Origin of the sequence: Intrasporangium sp., from assembly GCF_039812505.1 — a bacterium.
GTDB lineage: Bacteria > Actinomycetota > Actinomycetes > Actinomycetales > Dermatophilaceae > Intrasporangium_A.
The window spans coordinates 1-14,765 of record NZ_JBDIAQ010000086.1; the positions used below are offsets into that span (position 1 = coordinate 1).

Consider the following 14,765-nt stretch of genomic DNA (forward strand, 5'->3'; position numbering starts at 1 on the left):
GGGCCGAGAGTGGCAATTACGCCCTGTCTCGCCCCGGGATGTCCCAATCATCCGATTCGGTCCGAACGCACAATAGATACACCCATGTACCGATAGGCGACTTTGCTGATTTCGAGATTTTGTCGTTTCCACTTGCTTTGACGCTTTCCTGCGCTAACGTTCACGATGCATGCACGACAGGGATGATGCGTCATTCCGAACAGATCCGGCCTCAAACGGGGGGGCAGGGGCGTGCATGAAGCAGACAACAGGATCAGGAGACACCAATGAGCAAGACCCTTCGCCGCACCTCCGTGGTCGGCGCCACACTCGCCATGGCCGTCGCGTTCTCGAGCGCGGCCATGGCTGCACCCACCGATCCCTACCAGGACAACTCGGACTCGATGGGTCACCAGTTCACGATCGACAACAACCTCGACAACCTCTTCCGGGTGGCCGGGCCCGACCGGGTCAGCACGGCGATCAAGCTGATGCACTCCTCGACGAAGTGGTTCACCGCCAACGGGCACGCCAAGCGGAGCAACGACTGGGTCATCGTGGCCCGCTCGGACGTCTTCGCCGACGCGCTGGCCGCCGGCCCGCTGGCCGACGTCTACGACGCGCCGATCCTGCTGACGAAGACCGGCTCGATCGACAGCCGGGTGCTCTCCGCCATCACCGACGGCGGGTTCAAGCACGCGATCCTCGTCGGCGGCACCGGTATCTTCCCGGAGTCGGCTCGGGCCCAGCTCGAGGACGCCATCGGCGCCACCGGCACCGTCGTGCGGCAGCGGGGCGTCGACCGTTACGAGACCGCCGTCGGCATCGCCGTCTCGGTCGCCCGGCACGCCTGGGAGACCAACGCCACCAAGCGGACGATCAACGTCTACCTGGCCACCGGCGTCAACTTCCCGGACGCCCTGGCGGCCGGCGCGGCGGCGTCGGACAACACCGGCGTGGTGCTGCTCACCAAGGACACGAAGATGGACAGCTTCACGATGGACTTCCTCGTGCACCAGGCCAACCGGATCGGTCGTTGGGCCAACGGCATCGAGATCCACACCGTCGGTAGCCAGGCCGAGGCGGCGGCGAAGAGCGCCGGCATCGAGGACATCGCCGACACCAACTCGGGCTCCGACCGCTACGAGACGGCAGCGATGCTCTTCTCGAAGTTCAAGAACCCGATCGAGAAGGTCGCGGTCGTCAGCGGCGAGGGCTTCGCCGACGGCGTCGCGGCCGGCGGCTGGGTCGCGAACCACGACGGTGCGCTCCTGCTGACCCGCAACAACAAGCTGAGCCCGCAGACCAAGGCGATGCTCGCCACGGTCGCGGACACCGACGTCGACGTCGTCGTCGTCGGCGGCCCGGGCTCGGTCAGCCGCACGGTCAGCCAGCAGATCGCCGACGAGCTCTACACCTGGTGATCGCCCACTGACCCGGATCCACGGATCCAGGCAACCCGGATCGGCCCCCGGCATCCCGCCGGGGGCCGATCTGCGTGTGCCCCCGGCTACGCTCGCCGGTATGCCGCCCACTCCGCCCCCGCCCGCCGGTGTCGTGACGCTCGTGCTGGCCTCCGCGTCGCCGGCGCGGCTGGCGACGTTGCGGGCCGCCGGGGTCGAGCCGATGGTGGTGGTCAGCGAGGTCGACGAGGACGCGGTCGTCGCGGCGGCGGCCGACCGGTACGGCGCGCTGGCGCCCGAGGACATCGCCCTGCTGCTGGCCCGCGCCAAGTGCGAGGCGGTCGCCGCCGGCAACCAGTTCCCGGGGGTGGTCCTCGGCTGCGACTCGGTCCTCGAGCTGGACGGCGAGGTGCACGGCAAGCCGGTGGACGCCGCCGAGGCCGTCGCGCGCTGGCGGCGGATGCGCGGGCACACCGGGCTGCTGCACACCGGGCACTGGCTCGTCGACGACCGGGACGACGGCGGGGGGGCCACGATCGGCGCCACCGCCTCGACCGCGGTGCACTTCGCCGACCTCGGCGACGAGGAGATCGAGGACTACGTCGCGACGGGCGAGCCGCTGCGCGTGGCCGGGGCGTTCACCATCGACGGGCTCGGCGGGCCGTTCGTGACCCGGATCGAGGGTGACCACCACAACGTGGTCGGCCTGTCTCTGCCACTGCTGCGCGACCTGCTGAACGACGCCGGGATCGGCTGGTTCGACCTCGTGGCGCCCGGTCCGCCGCACCCGGGTCAGGGGTGACGCGCCTCACGGGTAGAGCAGCGAGGTCGTGGACAGGCTGTCGATGACCAGGTAGTTCGCCGTGTACCACCACATCTGGACCGCGCCGGCGACGGCCACCGCCCCGAGGAGCCAGTAGCGGTAGCGACGCCACGGCCGCCACCGCAGGGCCGAGGCCAGGATGAGCGTCATGGTGAAGGCGAGCATCGCGTAGCGGACCCGGCTCGGCGTCGTGTTCGTCACGAGCAGCAGGTAGGCCGGGTAGGCGCCGGCCCAGCCCCACAGCTCCGGGCCCCAGCGCCACGAGTGCTTCGAGAGCATCCACCAGGCGTAGAGGGCCACCACGACGATGCCGCCCACCTGACCGGCGATGCCGGCGTAGTCGTAGACCAGGTCCCACCACTGGTACAGCTTCAGGCTCGTCTTGATGTGCCAGGCGAGCATCGTCTGCGTATAGGCGTGCGGGGTCTGGGTCACGATGGCGGCGATCGACGGCCAGAGCCAGGTCAGCACGACGGCATAGAGCGTCAGGGCCCCCATGCCGACCCGGAAGCGCACCCGGTCAGGACCCTCGTCGTCCTGCCGCCAGCGCACCACCGCGTGTGCCACGACCGCGGGGGCCATCGCGATGACGACGTTGCGCGACAGGGCCAGCACCAGCAGCGCGAGCACCAGCCAGGCGTAGCGACGGGCACGCAGCAGGCTCAGGCACACCACGACCAGCAGCAGTGCGGTCGACTCGGTGTAGGAGGCCGAGAAGATCGGCGAGGCGACGTAGAAGCAGACCCCGACGACGGCGACGACCGCCTCCCACCGGCCGACGGCCCGGTCGACCAGCCGGAAGAGCAGGTGGACCGCCGCGAACCCGATCAGCGTGGACAGCACCGGCCCGACCAGCGCGAAGGGCAGTCCGGTGACCCGCATGATCGCCCCGACCGCCAGGGGGAAGACCGGGAAGAACGCCCACGGGTTCATGTCGACGGCGCCCGTGTCGGTCCGGGGCAGCACTGCGGGGTAGCCGTGTTCGGCGATGACGCGGTACCACTGGCCGTCCCAGTTCGTCATGACGCCCAGGTAGCCGGGGTCGGCGGGGGCGGGATAGGTGATCCGGATCTTCTCGAGCCCGATCGGCAGGGCGATCTGGTAGCGCGACAGGTAGGACGCGGCGACGACGACGAAGAGCCGGGAGAGCAGGTAGACCGCAGCCGGGAACCAGACCTCGAAACGGCGGTGGAACGGCACCCGGACTTGCACGTCCCGGTCCACGGGCTCGATCGTGGCGAGGATGGCTGACCCCCTGGCTGGTGCTGGCTGGAGCCACCGGTGCCCGCCTGCGGCGCGGTGGCTCCCCCAGCCTACGAGGCCGCCCGGGTGGCCGAACGGGTGCCCTGCCGAACGGGCCACCGGGCGGACGCAGGGGCGGACGCAGCGGCTCGGACCCGGGTCAGACCGGCGGGACGGAGCGCCGCTTGAGGCTGAAGTGCCGGTCGCGGTGCGCGGCGTAGGCGAGCCGGCGCAGCAGGTCGCCGCGCAGCTCGTCGGCCTCGACGACCGCGTCCAGCACGAGGTCGGCGGCCAGCCGCTCGATGTCGACGTCCTGCTCGTACTCCGCGCGGCGCTCGGCAACGTAGGCCTCGCGCGCCGCCACCCCGTGCTCGGCCTCGATCGCGGCGATCTTGTTGGCGTAGACCGCGTTGACCGCTGCCTCGGGACCCATGACGGCGATCCGGGCGGTCGGCAGCGCGATCGTCGCGTCGGGCCCGAAGCCCGGACCGCCCATCGCGTAGAGCCCGGCGCCGTAGGCCTTGCGCACGACCACGCAGAACTGCGGCACGGTGGCCGACGCGACCGCGGAGACCATCTTGGCCCCGTGCCGGATGATCCCGCCACGCTCGACCTCGGAGCCGATCATGAAGCCGGGCACGTCGGCCAGGTAGAGCAGCGGGATGTTGAACGCGTCGCAGAGCCAGATGAACCGGGCCGCCTTGTCGGCGCTGTCGGTGAACAGCACCCCACCCTTGACCATCGAGTTGTTGGCCAGGATGCCCACGGACTCGCCACCCAGGCGCCCGAACCCGATGACCAGCTCGCCGGCCCAGAGCGGCTTGAGCTCGAAGAACGAGTCCGCGTCGACCAGCCCGTCGATGACGGTGTGCACGTCGAAGGGCACCGACTCCCGCTCCGGGACCGTACGGGTGGTCAGCGGCTCGAGCGGCTCCTCGCTGTCGTAGACGGGCGGCCGGTCACGCCAGTTGCCCGGCACGTAGGAGAAGTAGAGCCGGGCCAGCTCGATGGCCTCGGTGTCGTCCTGCGCGAGCAGGTCGCCGACCCCGGAGACCGAGCAGTGCATCCGTGCGCCGCCCATCTCCTCGAGGGTCACCTTCTCGCCGACGACCATCTCGGCCATCCGCGGGCTGCCGAGGTACATCGAGGCGTTGCCGTCGACCATGATGATGACGTCGCAGAAGCTCGGGATGTAGGCGCCCCCCGCGGCCGACGGGCCGAACAGGCAGCAGATCTGGGGCACCCGGCCGGACAGGGCCACCTGGTTGTGGAAGATCCGCCCGGCGCCGCGGCGCCCGGGGAACATCTCGACCTGGTCGGTGATCCGGGCCCCCGCCGAGTCGACGAACCAGAACACCGGCAGCTCCTCGCGCAGCGCCATCTCGGTGGCCCGCACGATCTTCTCGACTGTGCGCTTGCCCCACGAGCCGGCCTTGACCGTGGGGTCGTTGGCGATGACGATCGCCGGACGGCCGTCGACGGTGCCCCGGCCGGTCACCACGCCGTCGGCCGGCAGGCCCTTGGCCAGGGAGTTCGCGTAGCGGCCGTCCTCGACGAAGGACCCCTCGTCGAAGAGCTGCGCGATCCGGTCGCGCACGTAGATCTTGCCCTGCGAGTCGAGCTTGGCCTTCGCCTTGACGGTGGGCCGTGCCGAGCCGGTCCAGGCGGCGTTCAGCCGCGAGCGGACGTCGGCGATGCGGGGGTCGCCACCGTCCGAGTCGGTGGCGAAGGGGCCGGGCTGGGCGGGCGCCTGGGTGGGCAGGTCGGTGGGCGGCATACCTGATCCTCTCTCTCAGGCCTGCGGGAGGCCTAGCCCCCGGGCGATCAGCATGCGCTGGACCTCGGAGGTGCCCTCCCCGATCTCGAGGATCTTCGCGTCGCGGTAGAAGCGCGCGACCGGGTACTCCTCCATGAAGCCGTTGCCGCCGAAGACCTGCGTGGCGATGCGCGTGGCGGTGACCGCGGCCTCGGTCGAGTGCAGCTTGGCGATGGCCGCCGCGTGCTTGACCTCGCGGACCGAGCGACGCCCCTCGGCCAGCTCGTCCTTCAGCCAGGCCGCCTTGTAGGTCAGCAGCCGCGCCGCCTCGACCATCACGGCCAGGTCGGCGAGCTGGAAGGAGACGCCCTGGTTGACGCCGATCGGGCGGCCGAAGGCCATCCGGGTGCCCGCGTAGTCCGTCGCCATCTCGAGACAGGCCTGCGCGCAGCCGAGGGCGAGCGCCGAGATCGCGACCCGCCCGTCGTCGAGCGTCTTGAGGAACTGCTTGAAGCCCTCCCCCTGCTCGCCCAGCAGGTTCCCGGCCGGCACCCGGCAGTCCTCGAAGGTCAGGCCGTGCGTGTCCGACACGTGCCAGCCGAGCTTGTGGTACGGCGGCTCGACGGTGAAGCCGGGCGTGCCGGCGGGCACCATGATCGCGGAGATCTGCGCGGTGCCGTTCTCGTTCGTGCCGGTGCGGGCGGTCACGGTGACGACCGAGGTGATGTCGGTGCCGGAGTTGGTGATGAAGGCCTTGGCCCCGTTGATGACCCACTCGTCCTCGTCCCGGCCCGCACGCGTCTTCGTCGCGCCGGCGTCCGAGCCGGCCTCGGGCTCGGTCAGGCCGAAGCCCGCCAGGGCCCGTCCGGCGACCAGGTCCGGCAGGTAGCGCGCCTTCTGCTCGTCGCTGCCGTAGGTGAGGATCGGGTTGATCCCCAGGCCGACGCCGGCCGAGAGGGTGATGCCGATGGACTGGTCGACGCGGCCGAGCTCCTCGATGGCCACGCACAGGCTGGTGAAGTCGCCCTGCCCCGGGGCGGCGCTGCCGCCGAACTGCTCCGGCACGACCAGGCCGAAGAGTCCCAGCTCCCCCATCTTCGGCACGAGGTCGGTCGGGAAGTGCGAGGCCCGGTCCCAGTCGGCGATGTGCGGGGCGACCTCCTTCTCGGCGAAGTCTCGGACGACCTTGCGAAAGTCCTCGTGCTCCTGGCTCAGCTCGAACATGACACTCCTCGGACGGCTACCCGTCGGGTGGGCTCGGGGACGGTACCCCTCGGACGTTTTACGTTGACGTAAACGTAAAGATAGTCCAGACTGGACGCCATGACAAGTGCACCCACCTGGACGATCGCCGAGATCGCCGACGAGTTCGGTGTGACGCACCGGACGGTGCGCCACTACGAGGAGCTCGGCCTCATCTCCCCCGAGCGGCGCGGGACCCGGCGGGTGTACCACCGGCGCGACCGTACTCGCCTCGCGCTGATCCTGCGCGGCAAGCGGCTCGGCTTCCCGCTCGAGCAGATCCGCACCATCGTGGACCTCTTCGACGCGCCCCGGGGGCGACGGGCCCAGCTCGAGTACGTGCTCGGGCAGATCGACGAGCGGCGCACCGACCTCGAGCAGCGTCTGCGCGACGCCCAGGAGGCGCTGCGCGAGCTGGGCGAGTTCGAGCGTCGCTGCCGCGCCGACCTGGCCAACCTGGGCTGAGCCGCGTCGCAGGGCGGTATGCCGCCCGCCCGGGTCGCGTGCGACGATGAGGTGTCCTCGCACGCCGTCGGTGCCGAGCCCGGCACGGACCCCGACCCAGGAAGGTGTCATGTCCACGGACGTCTCGCACAACTCGAAGATCGCGGCCTACGCCCACCCGGAGCGCCTGGTCACGACCGACTGGCTCGCGCAGCAGGTCGACGCGGGCAGGGTCGGCGCCGCGGACGGCATCGTGCTGCTCGAGTCCGACGAGGACGTCCTGCTCTACGCCACCGGGCACATCCCCGGCGCGCAGAAGATCGACTGGCACCTGGACCTCAACGACCCGCTGACCCGCGACTACGTCGACGGACCGCGGTTCGCCGAGGTGATGGGCTCGCGCGGCATCGGACGCGACACGACGATCGTGGTCTACGGCGACAAGAGCAACTGGTGGGCGGCCTACGCCCTCTGGGTCTTCACCCTGTTCGGCCACCGCGACGTCCGACTCGTCGACGGCGGCCGCGCCAAGTGGATCGAGGAGGGCCGCAAGCTGACCAGGGACGTGCCCACGGTCACCCCGGCCGACTACCCGGTGATCACGCGTGACGACGCCCCGATCCGGGCCTTCCGCGACGACGTGCTCGCCCACCTCGGCAAGCCGCTCGTCGACGTGCGCTCGCCGGGCGAGTTCACCGGCGAGCTGCTCCACATGCCCGACTACCCCCAGGAGGGGGCGCTGCGCGGCGGGCACATCCCCGGCGCGAAGTCGGTCCCGTGGTCACGCGCGGCCAACGACGACGGCACGTTCAGGTCCCGCGAGGAGCTCGAGTCGATCTACCTGACCGAGCAGGGTCTCTCGCCGGACGACGACGTCGTCGCCTACTGCCGCATCGGGGAGCGCTCGTCGCACACCTGGTTCGTGCTGACCCAGCTGCTCGGCTTCGGCTCGGTGCGCAACTACGACGGCTCGTGGACCGAGTGGGGCAACACCGTCCGCGTCCCGATCGAACGATGAGCCCGGCGTCCGAGACGCCGCTTCCCGAGGCGCTGGCCGAGATCGCCCGGGACTTCGCCTCGGCGAGCAACCCGATGAAGCTCGACCTGCTGCTCGAGTTCAGCGAGGAGCTGCCGCCGCTGCCGGAGCGCTACGCCGGGCAGCTCGACAAGCTCGAACGGGTCGACGAGTGCCAGTCGCCGCTGTTCCTTACCGTCGAGGTCGACGACGGCGACCAGCTCGAGGACCGTCCGGTCCACCTGTTCTTCGACGCCCCGCCCGAGGCGCCGACGACCCGCGGGTTCGCCGGCATCCTGCACGAGGGCCTCGACGGACTGTCCGCCGCGCAGGTCCTCGCGGTCCCCGACGACGCCCCGATGCGCTTCGGCCTGGCCGAGGCGGTCTCGCCGCTGCGCATCCGCGGGATGGTCGCGATGCTGGGCCGGATCAAGCGCCAGGTGCGCGCGAAGACGGCCGCGGCCGCCTGACCCGCGCCGGCCCCAGCCCACCCCCCAGCCCGGTTCGATGTAATACCGCAGCCCAGAGACCGCGGCATTACATCGAACCGGGCTGGGGGGTGGGGGGTGCCCTGCCCTGGGGACCACGTTGAAAAATATCGTGACGCGACACATGATGGAGGTGTCCGGTCCGCCAAGGATCGACGGGCCATCTGATCGAAAGGTGGTCAGGACACCATGAAGAAGACCCTGCACCCGCAGGATGTCATCACCCTCGTCGCCGGGATCTACGCCTTCCTGTCGCCCATCTGGACGACCACGACGAGCGCCGCGACGTGGACGATGGTCATCCTCGGCATCATCACGGCACTCCTGCCGCTCACCGAGCTCGTCCGCCCGGACCTGCTCTCCGTCGAGGGAGTCACCGCCCTGCTCGGCGTGCTGTTCATCATCTCGCCGTGGGTCATGGGCTTCGCCGCCACGGCGATGCCGATGGCAGTCACTGCCTGGATCGTCGGAGTCGTGACGCTCGTCGTCAGCCTCGCCGACGTCCAGGTCACCAGGAGCCACCACCGCGAGGTGACGGCGCACTGACCCGGCCGGGTGCACAGGATCGGTATGCCGCTGAGCTGGCTCAGCGGCATACCGCTGTCCGTCCGGGGTCGGGTCAGAGCGGCTGCCCGGCCTCCAGGTGCAGCGGCACGGGCCCGGCCGTCTCGAGGCGGCCGAGCAGGACGTCCAGGTACTCGGGGACGTGCGTCCGCGCCTCCTCGCGGGTGCACCAGTGCACGGCGGTGATCTCGGTGGCCTCGAACCTCATCGTGGCGACCAGCGACCGCTGGTGCCGGCCCAGGTCGAAGACGAACTGGCACGCGTCGTCCCAGCCGCGCCACGGCGGCATCCAGTTGACCACCAGCAGGCCGCGCACGGGCAGGTCGAGCCCGAGCTCCTCGGCCAGCTCGCGCCGCACGGCGCTCGCCGGCGACTCCCACGGGTCGACGACCCCGCCGGGCAGGTCCCACTCGCGCTTGTAGGTCAGCTCGCACAGCAGCACCCGGCCCTGCTCGTCGCGCAGGACCGCCTGGCTGATGACCCGCTTTGTCGGCAGGTTGGCGTTCAGCACCCCGATGAAGCCGTCGCGGGTGTCCGGCATCGGGTCCGCGGCCAGGCGGGCCACCCGCACCAGGTCGGTGCGGGGCCCACCGGCCCCGCGGGCGATCCCTTCGCGGCGCAGCCCGGCCCGGGCCGCGATGCGCAGCTGCGCGGTGTCGCCGACCGGGACCAGCCCCTCGACGCGGTGCAGGCCGAGCTTCGCGAAACAGTGGTCGACCGCGAGTCGCAGCGCCCGGTGCGGCACTCCCGCGCCGAGGTGCCGGGGATTGAACTGCCAGCCGAGCAGCGCCGTCAGCTCGCGCACCGGCCGGACCGACACCGTCGCGACGGTCTCGCCGCGGGCCAGCACCGTGAGGTGGTCCAGGCCGTCGGGCGCCCGCTCGGCCCGGACGACGAGGTCGGCCTCCGTCAGGCGCTGCTCGCCGGGCAGGGACGGCCAGCCCACGGTCAGGCGCCGAACTCGTCGGGGTTCGGCCCGGTCCGCTGCCCGCGGTCGAGCGCGGCGATCGCAGCCAGGTCCTCCTCGTCGAGGTCGAAGCCGAACAGGTCGGCGTTCTGGGCGATCCGGGCCGGCCTGACCGACCTGGTCAGCACTACGTGGCCCAGCTGCAGCTGCCAGCGCAGGGCGACCTGTGCGGGCGTCACGGTGTGCTTGTCGGCCACCCGGTTGATCTCGGGGTCCTGCAGCAGGCCGGCCCGCGCGGCCAGCGGGCTCCAGGCCTCGGTGACGATGCCGTGCTCGGCGTGGAAGGCGCGCAGCTCGCGCTGCTGCAGGTAGGGCGACAGCTCGACCTGGTTGACCGACGGCGCCACCCCCGTCGCGTCCAGGAGGCGCTGCAGGTGCGGGACGTGGAAGTTGCACACCCCGACGGAGCGCACCCGACCCGACCGTTGCAGCTCGAGCAGCTGCTCCCAGCCCCCGACGTACTCGTCGCGGCTCGGGGCGGGCCAGTGGATCAGGTAGAGGTCGAGCACGTCGAGGCCGAGCCGCGCCAGCGACGCGTCGAAGGCCGGCAGGACCCGGTCGAGGTGGGTGTACCAGACCTTCGTCGTGATGAACACGTCGTCACGCGCCAGACCGGCCCGGGTCAGCACGCGCCCGACCCCCGACTCGTTGCGATACATCTCGGCGGTGTCGATGTGGCGGTAGCCGGTCTCCAGGGCCGCACCGAAGGCGGCGTCCACCTGGTCGTCCGGGACCTCCCAGACCCCGAAGCCGAGCTGTGGGATCGCCAGCCCGGGCGTCGAGGCGTGGCCTAGGGGAACCATCCGGACCGGCAGCTTCGCGCTCATGGGGACAAACCTACGTCGCGGCGGGCCGGGGCCGGGCAGGGGCCGGCCGCCGCGGTGTGCCCGACCTCACGAGGTGACCCGCAGGTAACCCCGGTTCCGAGCCGGGGCGCCCGCTGCCGCAGGCGCTAGAGTCCCACCCATGGCATCCATCAGCAAGGTCCTGATCGCTAACCGCGGCGAGATCGCGGTCCGCATCGCACGTGCCTGCAAGGACAGCGGGATCGGCTCGGTGGCGGTGTACGCGGAGCCCGACCGGGATGCCCTGCACGTCAGGGTAGCCGACGAGGCGTACTCCTTGGGCGGCTCGACCCCCGGCGACAGCTACCTGGTGCAGGACAAGCTGCTCGAGATCGCCAGGCAGTCCGGTGCCGACGCGGTCCACCCCGGCTACGGCTTCCTCGCCGAGAACGCCGGCTTCGCCCAGGCGGTCCTGGACGCCGGGCTGGTCTGGATCGGGCCCGGTCCCGAGGCGATCGACGCGCTCGGCGACAAGGTCAAGGCCCGCCACATCGCGACCACCGCCGGCGCCCCGCTGGTGCCAGGCACGAAGGACCCGGTCTCGGGTCCCGACGAGGTCGTGGAGTTCGCCCGAGAGCACGGCCTGCCGGTTGCCATCAAGGCCGCCTACGGCGGCGGCGGGCGCGGCCTGAAGGTCGCCCGGACCCTTGAAGAGATCCCGCACCTGTACGAGTCGGCCGTCCGCGAGGCGGTCACCGCCTTCGGGCGCGGGGAGTGCTTCGTCGAGCGGTTCCTGGACCGGCCGCGCCACGTCGAGACCCAGTGCATCGCCGACCAGCACGGCAACGTGGTCGTCGTCTCGACCCGCGACTGCTCCCTGCAGCGCCGCAACCAGAAGCTGGTCGAGGAGGCGCCGGCGCCGTTCCTGACCGAGGAGCAGCACGCCGAGCTGGTCCGCGCAAGCAAGGCCATCCTGAAGGGGGCCGGCTACGTGAGTGCCGGCACGTGCGAGTTCCTCGTCGCCCCGGACGGGGTCATCTCCTTCCTCGAGGTCAACACCCGCCTGCAGGTCGAGCACCCGGTCACCGAGGAGGTCACCGGCGTCGACCTGGTGCGCGAGCAGTTCCGGGTGGCCAACGGCGAGCGGCTCGACTACCCCGACCCCGTGCCGCACGCGCACTCGATCGAGTTCCGGATCAACGGCGAGGACGCCGGCCGCGGCTTCCTGCCGGCCCCCGGCACGGTCTCGACCTTCCGCCCGCCGGCCGGCCCCGGCGTCCGGGTCGACTCGGGCGTCGTCGAGGGAGACGTCATCGCCGGCGCGTTCGACTCGATGCTGGCCAAGCTGATCGTCACCGGGCACACCCGTCAGGAGGCGATCGAGCGGGCCCGGCGGGCGCTGGCCGAGTTCGAGGTCGACGGCATGCCGACGGTGCTGCCCTTCCACCGGGCGGTCGTGCGCGACCCAGCGTTCGCCCCGGCCGACCCGGACGAGAAGTTCGGGATCTACACGACGTGGATCGAGACCGAGTTCCACAACACGATCGAGCCCTACGCCGGGGGTCCCTCCGACAGCCCCGAGGCCGAGGAGCGACAGCGCATCGTCGTGGAGGTCGGCGGCAAGCGGCTCGAGGTCTCGCTGCCCGGTGGCCTGACGCTCGGCGGGGGCGGCTCCGGGCCGGCCACCAGGAAGAAGGCCCCGAAGCGCTCGGCCGGCGGGGGCCGTGGCGGCGGTGCCGCCTCCGGCGACGCGCTGACCGCGCCGATGCAGGGCACGATCGTCAAGATCGCGGTGCAGGAGGGCGCCACGGTAACGACCGGTGACCTCGTCGTCGTCCTGGAGGCGATGAAGATGGAGCAGCCGATCACCGCGCACAAGGACGGTGTCGTCACCGGCCTGAGCGCCAAGGTGGGCGAGACCGTCAACTCCGGCAGCGTGCTTGCCGAGATCAAGGACCAGCCCACCGAAGGCTGAGGTCACCGAGACCAGAGGGTATGCCGCTCACGCACGTCGGTGGGCGGCATACCTGGTCGCGGGGTCGGCGCATTGACGGTGCGGGCCGCTGCGCCGGCGTTCTGGCACACTCGAGGCTGTGGTGAGCGCCCTGCTGTCCGAGGCCGGTCAGGCCTCGACCGGCCTGAACCTCAAGGGGCTCGTCGTCGTCGTGGTCGTCTTCGCCCTGGTCTACCCGCTGCAGCGGTGGCTGCGCGAACGGGTGTCGCGTCGTCGGGTCGAGCGCTGGCGCGAGGAGGACACGCGGGAGGAGCGGGGCGCGGACGGGCCGGAGCGGCGCGCTGACGAGCGGGAGCGGGACGCGGGCCGGAGCAGACGGGCCGACCCACCCAGGAGGGACGAGCGTGACGGATCCGGCGAGCATGACGGGCCCGGCGACGCGTCGGGCTGACTACTCCGACTGGTGCAGCTGGCGGGCGGCCTCGGCGATGGACCCGGACAGCGACGGGTAGACGGTGATCGTGCTGGCCACGGCGTCGACGCTGAGCCGGTTCTGCACGGCGAGCGCGACGGGGAAGATCAGCTCGGAGGCCTTCGGCGCGACCACGACCCCGCCCAGCACGGTGCCGTACCCGGTCCGGCAGAACAGCTTGACGAAACCGGCGGTGATCCCCTGCATCTTCGCGCGCGGGTTGCGGGCGAGCGGCAGGGCCACGCACTGCACGTCCGCCAGCTCGTCGGCCATCTGCTGGCTCATCCCGACCGTCGCGATCTCGGGGTCGGTGAAGATGTTCGCTGCGACCCCGCGGACGTTCAGCGGCGCCACGGCGTCACCCAGGGCATGCCACATGGCGATGCGCCCCTGCATGGCCGCGACGGACGCGAGCGGCAGGACTCCGGTGCAGTCGCCCGCCGCGTAGATCCCGGGGACGGACGTGCGGGAGACCCGGTCGACGACGATGTGCCCGGACCCGGACAGCTCGACGCCGACGTCCTGCAGGCCGATCCCGCTCGTCTGGGGGAGCGAGCCGACCGCCAGCAGCGCATGGGTGCCGCTGACCGTGCGGCCGTCGGTGAGCGTGACGCGCACACCGTCGGCGGAGCGTTCCACGCCTTGGGCGCGAGACCGGCTCAGCACCTGCATCCCCCGCTCCCGGAAGACGTCCTCGATGAGCGTCGCGGCATCGGCGTCCTCCCCCGGCAGGACTCGTTCGCGTGAGGAGACGAGCGTGACCGCCGAGCCGAGGCCGAGGAAGGCCTGGGCCAGCTCTGCCCCCGTCACGCCCGAGCCGATGACGACCAGGTGCCCGGGCAGCTCCTGGAGGGCATAGATCTGCTGCCAGGTCAGGATCCGCTCCCCGTCCGGGACCGCGGTCGGCAGCACCCTGGGCGTGGCCCCGGTCGCGAGGAGCACGACGTCCGCGGTGAGGTCGACCTGCCCACCGGTGGCCGTCTCGGCGCGGACCAGCCCCGGCCCGGCGAGTCGCCCGGCCCCGTCGAGGACCTTGACGCCCGCCTGCTCCAGGCTCGTGCGGATGTCCCTGCTCTGGGCGGCAGCGAGCCCGAGGATCCGTTCGTTGATGGCTCGCGCCTCGACGAGCGCGCCTTCGGTCGGGGACCGCTCCGAAGACCCCAGGCTGACCCCGAGCCGGACCGCGACGTCGAGGTCGGCGCGCTGGTCGGCCGTCGCGATCAGCGCCTTGCTCGGGACACAGTCGGTCAGCACCGCGGCACCACCGACCCCGTGCTTCTCGACGACCGTCACGTCGGCGCCCAGCTGTGCGGCGACCAGGGCCGCCTCGTAGCCACCCGGGCCCCCACCCACGACGGCTACGGCAGTCTCGCGCGTGATCACGCCCCCCATCCAACCACCGCGGGACCGACCGCGCAGTGACGCTCAGGTGGGAGCAGGACCGTTGCGGAGTCGCGGGTTGGGCCGGCGGCATCGAGCGCGGCCGACGACCCGCGGGTGGCCCGGCCGCGACGCGCTGCACGCCATCACCCCGAACGCACGGGGCTCGCCGGGGCGCCGCTGCCCGGGCCCGCAGGCAGGCACTTGCGTCGGCGCCTCATCACCTGCTCCGCTGCGGGGAGCAGGGGGCC

Annotated in this window: 14 protein-coding genes; 8 read left to right on the forward strand and 6 right to left on the reverse strand. The window is 71.6% G+C overall.

Translation table 11 applies throughout. The annotated features are described in order from the left end of the window. Positions 1–266 precede the first annotated feature (266 nt). Together WMI84_RS11800 and WMI84_RS11805 are read left to right on the forward strand one after the other, a co-directional pair. Positions 267–1,403: a cell wall-binding repeat-containing protein gene (locus WMI84_RS11800; protein WP_347353363.1), complete on the forward strand. Its 1,137-nt coding sequence runs from the start codon at positions 267–269 to the stop codon at positions 1,401–1,403. Between the two features lie 100 nt (positions 1,404–1,503). Then, complete coding sequence (locus WMI84_RS11805; protein WP_347353365.1) at positions 1,504–2,184, forward strand: Maf family protein; 681 nt, start codon at positions 1,504–1,506, stop codon at positions 2,182–2,184. A gap of 6 nt (positions 2,185–2,190) precedes the next feature. Here WMI84_RS11805 and WMI84_RS11810 read toward each other — a convergent pair whose 3' ends face one another. The 3 genes from WMI84_RS11810 to WMI84_RS11820 all read right to left on the reverse strand — a co-directional run bounded on the left by WMI84_RS11810 (position 2,191) and on the right by WMI84_RS11820 (position 6,427). Further along, on the reverse strand, positions 2,191–3,429 hold the full coding sequence (locus WMI84_RS11810) for a hypothetical protein (RefSeq protein ID WP_347353367.1): 1,239 nt from the start codon (positions 3,427–3,429) through the stop codon (positions 2,191–2,193). 178 nt (positions 3,430–3,607) lie between these two features. Continuing rightward, positions 3,608–5,224, reverse strand: a complete 1,617-nt coding sequence (locus tag WMI84_RS11815) for an acyl-CoA carboxylase subunit beta (RefSeq protein WP_347353369.1) — start codon at positions 5,222–5,224, stop codon at positions 3,608–3,610. 15 nt (positions 5,225–5,239) lie between these two features. Next, positions 5,240–6,427 carry an acyl-CoA dehydrogenase family protein gene (locus WMI84_RS11820; RefSeq protein ID WP_347353371.1) on the reverse strand — a complete coding sequence of 396 codons (1,188 nt, stop codon included), beginning with the start codon at positions 6,425–6,427 and terminating at the stop codon, positions 5,240–5,242. 99 nt (positions 6,428–6,526) lie between these two features. Here WMI84_RS11820 and WMI84_RS11825 point away from each other — a divergent pair, with 99 nt between their 5' ends. The 4 genes from WMI84_RS11825 to WMI84_RS11840 all read left to right on the forward strand — a co-directional run bounded on the left by WMI84_RS11825 (position 6,527) and on the right by WMI84_RS11840 (position 8,938). Continuing rightward, a complete protein-coding gene (locus WMI84_RS11825; protein ID WP_347353373.1) occupies positions 6,527–6,910 on the forward strand; it encodes a MerR family DNA-binding transcriptional regulator in 384 nt (127 codons plus the stop codon). 109 nt (positions 6,911–7,019) lie between these two features. After that, on the forward strand, positions 7,020–7,907 hold the full coding sequence (locus WMI84_RS11830; protein WP_347353375.1) for a sulfurtransferase: 888 nt from the start codon (positions 7,020–7,022) through the stop codon (positions 7,905–7,907). After that, on the forward strand, positions 7,904–8,374 hold the full coding sequence (locus WMI84_RS11835) for a SufE family protein (RefSeq protein ID WP_347353377.1): 471 nt from the start codon (positions 7,904–7,906) through the stop codon (positions 8,372–8,374). Before WMI84_RS11830 ends, WMI84_RS11835 begins: the two co-directional genes overlap by 4 nt. A 207-nt stretch (positions 8,375–8,581) precedes the next feature. Continuing rightward, entirely contained in the window at positions 8,582–8,938 is a 357-nt protein-coding gene (locus WMI84_RS11840; RefSeq protein WP_347353379.1) for an SPW repeat protein, read from the forward strand. Between the two features lie 73 nt (positions 8,939–9,011). Here the strand turns inward: WMI84_RS11840 and WMI84_RS11845 are convergent, their stop codons facing one another. Continuing rightward, positions 9,012–9,902, reverse strand: a complete 891-nt coding sequence (locus WMI84_RS11845; RefSeq protein ID WP_347353381.1) for an NUDIX hydrolase — start codon at positions 9,900–9,902, stop codon at positions 9,012–9,014. A 2-nt stretch (positions 9,903–9,904) separates the two neighbouring features. Next, positions 9,905–10,750, reverse strand: a complete 846-nt coding sequence (locus WMI84_RS11850; RefSeq protein WP_347353383.1) for an aldo/keto reductase — start codon at positions 10,748–10,750, stop codon at positions 9,905–9,907. Positions 10,751–10,889: 139 nt separating this feature from the next. Between WMI84_RS11850 and WMI84_RS11855 the strand changes: the two genes are divergently transcribed. Next, positions 10,890–12,683, forward strand: coding sequence for a biotin carboxylase N-terminal domain-containing protein (locus WMI84_RS11855; RefSeq protein ID WP_347353385.1), 1,794 nt, complete (start codon positions 10,890–10,892; stop codon positions 12,681–12,683). A gap of 118 nt (positions 12,684–12,801) precedes the next feature. After that, a complete protein-coding gene (locus WMI84_RS11860) occupies positions 12,802–13,113 on the forward strand; it encodes a hypothetical protein (RefSeq protein ID WP_347353387.1) in 312 nt (103 codons plus the stop codon). On the opposite strand, the gene WMI84_RS11865 is transcribed toward WMI84_RS11860, so the two are convergent. Beyond that, positions 13,114–14,517 carry an NAD(P)H-quinone dehydrogenase gene (locus WMI84_RS11865; protein ID WP_347353389.1) on the reverse strand — a complete coding sequence of 468 codons (1,404 nt, stop codon included), beginning with the start codon at positions 14,515–14,517 and terminating at the stop codon, positions 13,114–13,116. Positions 14,518–14,765: the final 248 nt, after the last annotated feature.